This window comes from Paenibacillus nanchangensis, from assembly GCF_046543445.1.
GTDB lineage: Bacteria > Bacillota > Bacilli > Paenibacillales > Paenibacillaceae > Paenibacillus_AQ > Paenibacillus_AQ nanchangensis.
This window is the reverse complement of sequence record NZ_JBHOFD010000069.1, coordinates 1-4,321: the sequence shown is the minus strand read 5'-3', so window position 1 is coordinate 4,321 and position 4,321 is coordinate 1. Positions and strand designations below refer to the sequence as shown.

6 protein-coding genes are annotated in these 4,321 nt (G+C 43.8%); 5 read left to right on the top strand and 1 reads right to left on the bottom strand.

The window, feature by feature from the left end; all coding sequences use genetic code 11:
• From ACE6ED_RS29045 to ACE6ED_RS29025, 5 genes are all read left to right on the top strand, one after another.
• Positions 1-2,075: HNH endonuclease (locus ACE6ED_RS29045; RefSeq protein WP_410830942.1), on the top strand; the 2,075-nt coding region annotated here is incomplete at its 5' end.
• Between the two features lie 2 nt (positions 2,076-2,077).
• The gene (locus ACE6ED_RS29040) at positions 2,078-2,506 is read left to right on the top strand and encodes an SMI1/KNR4 family protein (protein WP_410830941.1); all 429 of its coding nucleotides are present in this window, start codon (positions 2,078-2,080) and stop codon (positions 2,504-2,506) included.
• Positions 2,507-2,633: 127 nt separating this feature from the next.
• Complete coding sequence (locus ACE6ED_RS29035; RefSeq protein WP_410830940.1) at positions 2,634-2,816, top strand: hypothetical protein; 183 nt, start codon at positions 2,634-2,636, stop codon at positions 2,814-2,816.
• A gap of 299 nt (positions 2,817-3,115) precedes the next feature.
• Positions 3,116-3,361: a hypothetical protein gene (locus ACE6ED_RS29030; protein ID WP_410830939.1), complete on the top strand. Its 246-nt coding sequence runs from the start codon at positions 3,116-3,118 to the stop codon at positions 3,359-3,361.
• A gap of 274 nt (positions 3,362-3,635) precedes the next feature.
• Complete coding sequence (locus tag ACE6ED_RS29025; RefSeq protein ID WP_410830938.1) at positions 3,636-4,079, top strand: SMI1/KNR4 family protein; 444 nt, start codon at positions 3,636-3,638, stop codon at positions 4,077-4,079.
• 52 nt (positions 4,080-4,131) lie between these two features.
• Here ACE6ED_RS29025 and ACE6ED_RS29020 read toward each other — a convergent pair.
• Positions 4,132-4,321, bottom strand: a 190-nt coding sequence (locus tag ACE6ED_RS29020) for a hypothetical protein (protein ID WP_410830937.1), incomplete at its 5' end; no start/stop codon positions are given.

Genomic DNA, 4,321 nt, shown 5'->3' with positions numbered 1-4,321 from the left:
GCCAATCGGCGGCGGTCCGGGAAACGGCTGAGCAGTACGGCTACACCGAATCCAAAATGAAGGCGCTGCTGAATGCGAAGTTTATGCGCAAGTTCCCGGCGGTCCACCGGGTCGGCGGGCTCGGCGCCCGGCTGTGGGACAGGTGGCGGAGGCGGCAGGAGCAGGGCGGGGAGCGCCTGCTGGAGCTGCTGAGCGGGAAACCGTCACTGAAGGATCTGCTAAAGGCGGCAGTGACCAGTGTTCAAGATCTGCAGCTCGAAACGCGGCTGATCTCCTACAGCAGTGAGCCACGGATTACGGAACTGCTGGACAAACTGCATACGGGAGACGAAACCTTACGGGAAGAGGCGCGGATGAAGCTGAACGAGATCGCAAATGCGTTCGATACCCTCGCCCGCTCCCAGGCGGCTTACAGTGTGTACGCAGCGTATGACCACAAGCAGTATATGGAACAGGTGAAGCAGACCGCTGCCGCGCAGCGGGATATTTTGGCGGGGCTTGGCGTTGATCCGGCGTGGTATGGACCGAAAATCAGTCTGAGGAAGCACTACAACGGTCCGCCACTGTCAGCCTGTGACTACAATCCGCTTCAGTCGGATTTTTCCCCGATGCCGAAGGAGGAGGAACTGCGGTTAGTCATTGCGATCGGGATGACGGTCCCTGCTTATCAGGACTGGGCTATTCACAATTACCCGGAGATTGAAAAGGCTGCAAAAAAGAGAGCGGCGGAGCTGGAACGGCAGCGGGAAATTCGCCGGCAGCTGATGGAAGAGTACAACCAGAAGTTCTCCCCCGAAGATATCCGGGCGATGCAGGAAGCCTTGAAGAAGCGGGGCATGTATCCGGGAGAAATTACGGGGCAGTACAACGAGGAATTTTTGTTGGCGGTGGAGAAGTTTCAAGGGATGCAGGGCAGGAAGCCGGACGGCAGCTTCGACGATACGCTGCTTGCTTTGGCGAAGAGCACCGAGGAAGCGGGCTGGAAGACTCCGCTTGCGGTGGGAGAAGGGATTGCGGTACAGCTGGGGGTCGAACTCTGGGACTTGACGACTGGCGTGGTCACCCTTCCGTTTGCTGTGAAGCAGATGTCCGATGCCTTCCTGGATGGTGAACTGAAGCTGGAGGATCTGAAGGCGGCTTTGGGTGAAAGTGTGCAAGAGGACCTGCTTATCCCGGTGCAGACTCTGGATCGGCTGACCGACAAAGTGATGAACGGTACGGCGACGTATGTGGAGAGCAAGGAATGGGGAAAGGCGTTTACCCAAGTGGCCTGCGTGGTGTTCGCAGCAGGAAAATCGGTAAAAGGCGGGATTAAAGTAACCCGAAAGCTGGCGGAGACAGCCAAGGATGCCGTCCCTGAATTGATGGAAGGCCTGCGGAACGGGCTGGGCCCCAAAGTAGCGATAGCGGGAATCGGCAATACGGCGGGTTCTGGTCTGGCTGCTTTAGGTAAGGGGCTGCAGAGTCCGGCTCAGAAGACTGCCGAAGCGCTGTATTGGATGGGCGTAGGTGGAGAAGGATTGGGCGGAGTTAATGATAAATTGACGACTCCGAAGATGGGGGATCCGGCGAAACCGCCAAAGGTGGAAGGGAAGGGCGCTGAGGGGGCGGGACAAGGTAAGAAGTTAGAACTATCCGATTTCACCAAAGAGATAATGGAAACCAAGCCTATGAATTCACCTATTCCAAAAAAATGGTATAATAAAGGTGGACATATTTTTATTAATGAACATGGAACTTGGACTTATACGAATAAAGAGGGCATAACAATTAGCTACCCTAATGGATATCCCGATTTCTCAGCATATTATCACCCTACTGTAAAACCACAAACAATTGAAGTGACTGTACCGAAAAATCCTCAAGAAGACTTTAGAAAAGCAAATTTAGAAGCGGGCCTTAATAAGGATTCTGATCCACCTATACCAGCAAGTAATAAACCTCCTGAAAACTATACGTGGCATCATCATGAAGATGGAAAGACAATGATCCTTGTCGATGAAGATATTCATAGAGAGTTTAGGCATATTGGTGGTCAGTCTACAGTAAACGGAAAAAATAAACAAGGAGAATAACTATGGCCAATATGGATCGAGCAAACGAGAAAATAACAGTAGATGAGGTTCGTGAATTTGAAAGTAAATATGTTCTTAAACTTCCGGAGCAATATATTGATTTTTTGCTTAAATATAATGGAGGGTACCCTGAAGCATCAACATTTAAGATTTCTGATCAAGAGGGTGAAAGTGTTGTAAACAAATTTTACGGTATTGGTGATATGAAAGGTAATTTGGCTAAAGTGTTTGAGGTTTTAGATGGAGAACTACCTCAAGGGTTTATTTCAATCGGTAACGATCCAGGAGGAAATGAGATTTGTATAGGGATTAGTGAGGAATACTTTGGAAAAATATATTTCTGGATCCATGACATGGAGTCAGATGAAGAAATGGGGAATATGTTCTTTCTAGCTAATAGTTTTAATGATTTCTTCGATAATTTATACTAAGGATTAGCTCTTCGCTGATTATACAAAACAATTTGAATGAGCTCAATTACACCTATACTAACAGTATCCTACCTTAACAAAAACAAATATTAAAAATACACTTATATTTGCAAAAGCTCCTTCCCACATGAATCATTTAGTAGGAATGGGCTTTTTCCTATTATTAGGTCAGCCGGATGTCAAACAGATATTTGATGCCTATCTGGATGTGGAGCTGAAGCTGGAAGACCTGAAGGCAGCTTCGGGTGAAAGTGTGCAGGAGGGCCTGCGTATTCCGTTGCAGACTCTGGTCGGTAAAAGGCGGGATTAAAGTTTGGATGGAACAGTCAGTTTAGAATTAAGCCAGGTGACTATCAAGGATCTCATGAATGGGCTACCCTACAGCCGAATACACCGCATGTCCATTTTGAATTTTTACAAACAAGAAATAACAGGTTTGAAGTTATAAAAAATATACATGCTCCATTAATTGAATAGGGGAAATTTCTTATGATAAGTAAAAATAGAAATGGAAAATATTCATTTCATATAAGATTTGATGTCGATGGCGTAGATGATCTTATTGCAGCATGTCAGTCTGCCTAGGAGGGTGTACAGGTAAATATTGAGTTGGACGAAACAACAAATATTGATAATAAGAAAATAAAAGCATTAATTATCTCATGTAATAACGAGCAGGATAAATTAAGCTATGTTGCATCGAATTTGTTTCTTGAATTGGAAGATGAAGTGATAAATTACATTCTGGACCGCTTAATAAAGTGTAGTGTGGGCCATGATTTTTATCCTGCTGAATTTTGCGAAGTAAGCTTCGGGAAAAACGATGTGACTATTTACGGATTTCTCGAAAAATAATTAGTTCAGGTGATATTTGGAGTCGTAAGCTTAGTTTTTGTGGGGCTGATCAGTAATGAGGAATTCATCATAATATGTCATGCAAGATGAACTTAGCGTTATCTGATGAAGAAGTATGGGGATTCTACAAAATTGGACAAATAAGTGCAACAAGTAGCTCTATTTGGTTTTCTAGGCTTTCTTTTTGGTGAGCTACCCAGTACCGAATAAACTCCTCATTTAACCAGTAACTAGAGTTATATCATAGAAGAGTAGAATCTGGAGGGGATTTAGAATGGATTTTTTAAAAGACGGTGATATCAGGACTTTCTTGTCGACCTTCGAAGAAAATTTATATCCAATGAAATCTTGCAATGAAGATGATATTTTAAAATTGAAGAACCTAATACCAACAAAAGAACTTCCCTTAACTTATTTGGAATTTATGTATAAAGCGGGTAATGGGATTGAGTTTTTGGCAGGTACAGATTATTCAATGAAATATATATTAGAACTTAAGGAATGGGCAGTTGAACTTTTGGATGAAAATAATTTTCCGCAAAAATTAACAGATAATCAGTTTGTATTTATGATGCATCAAGGATATATGTTTTGGTATTTTAACTTGGATGAGGGTGATAACCCACCTGTGTATCTTTATGATGAAAGTCTTGATCTAACTGGTTTCAAGAAAGTTAGTGATACACTTTCGGAATTTTTAATTTCATTGTATGGCTGATATATATCGAGTTTAATATCTTCAATAACAACCAATAGTGCCACAATGCGAGCTAGCCGCCCGTGTTGTGGTCTTTTTTATCCTCTATATGTATGGGGTAGATGAAATAGATCACCTCCCAGTGTGGAATGAACTCATCATTCAACCAGTAACTCATATAACCCATGTAATACCCGTATAAAAGTTTCGTCATCGTAGTTGTACGTGAGTTTTTGGACAAAAAGCTGAAGCTGGACGACCTG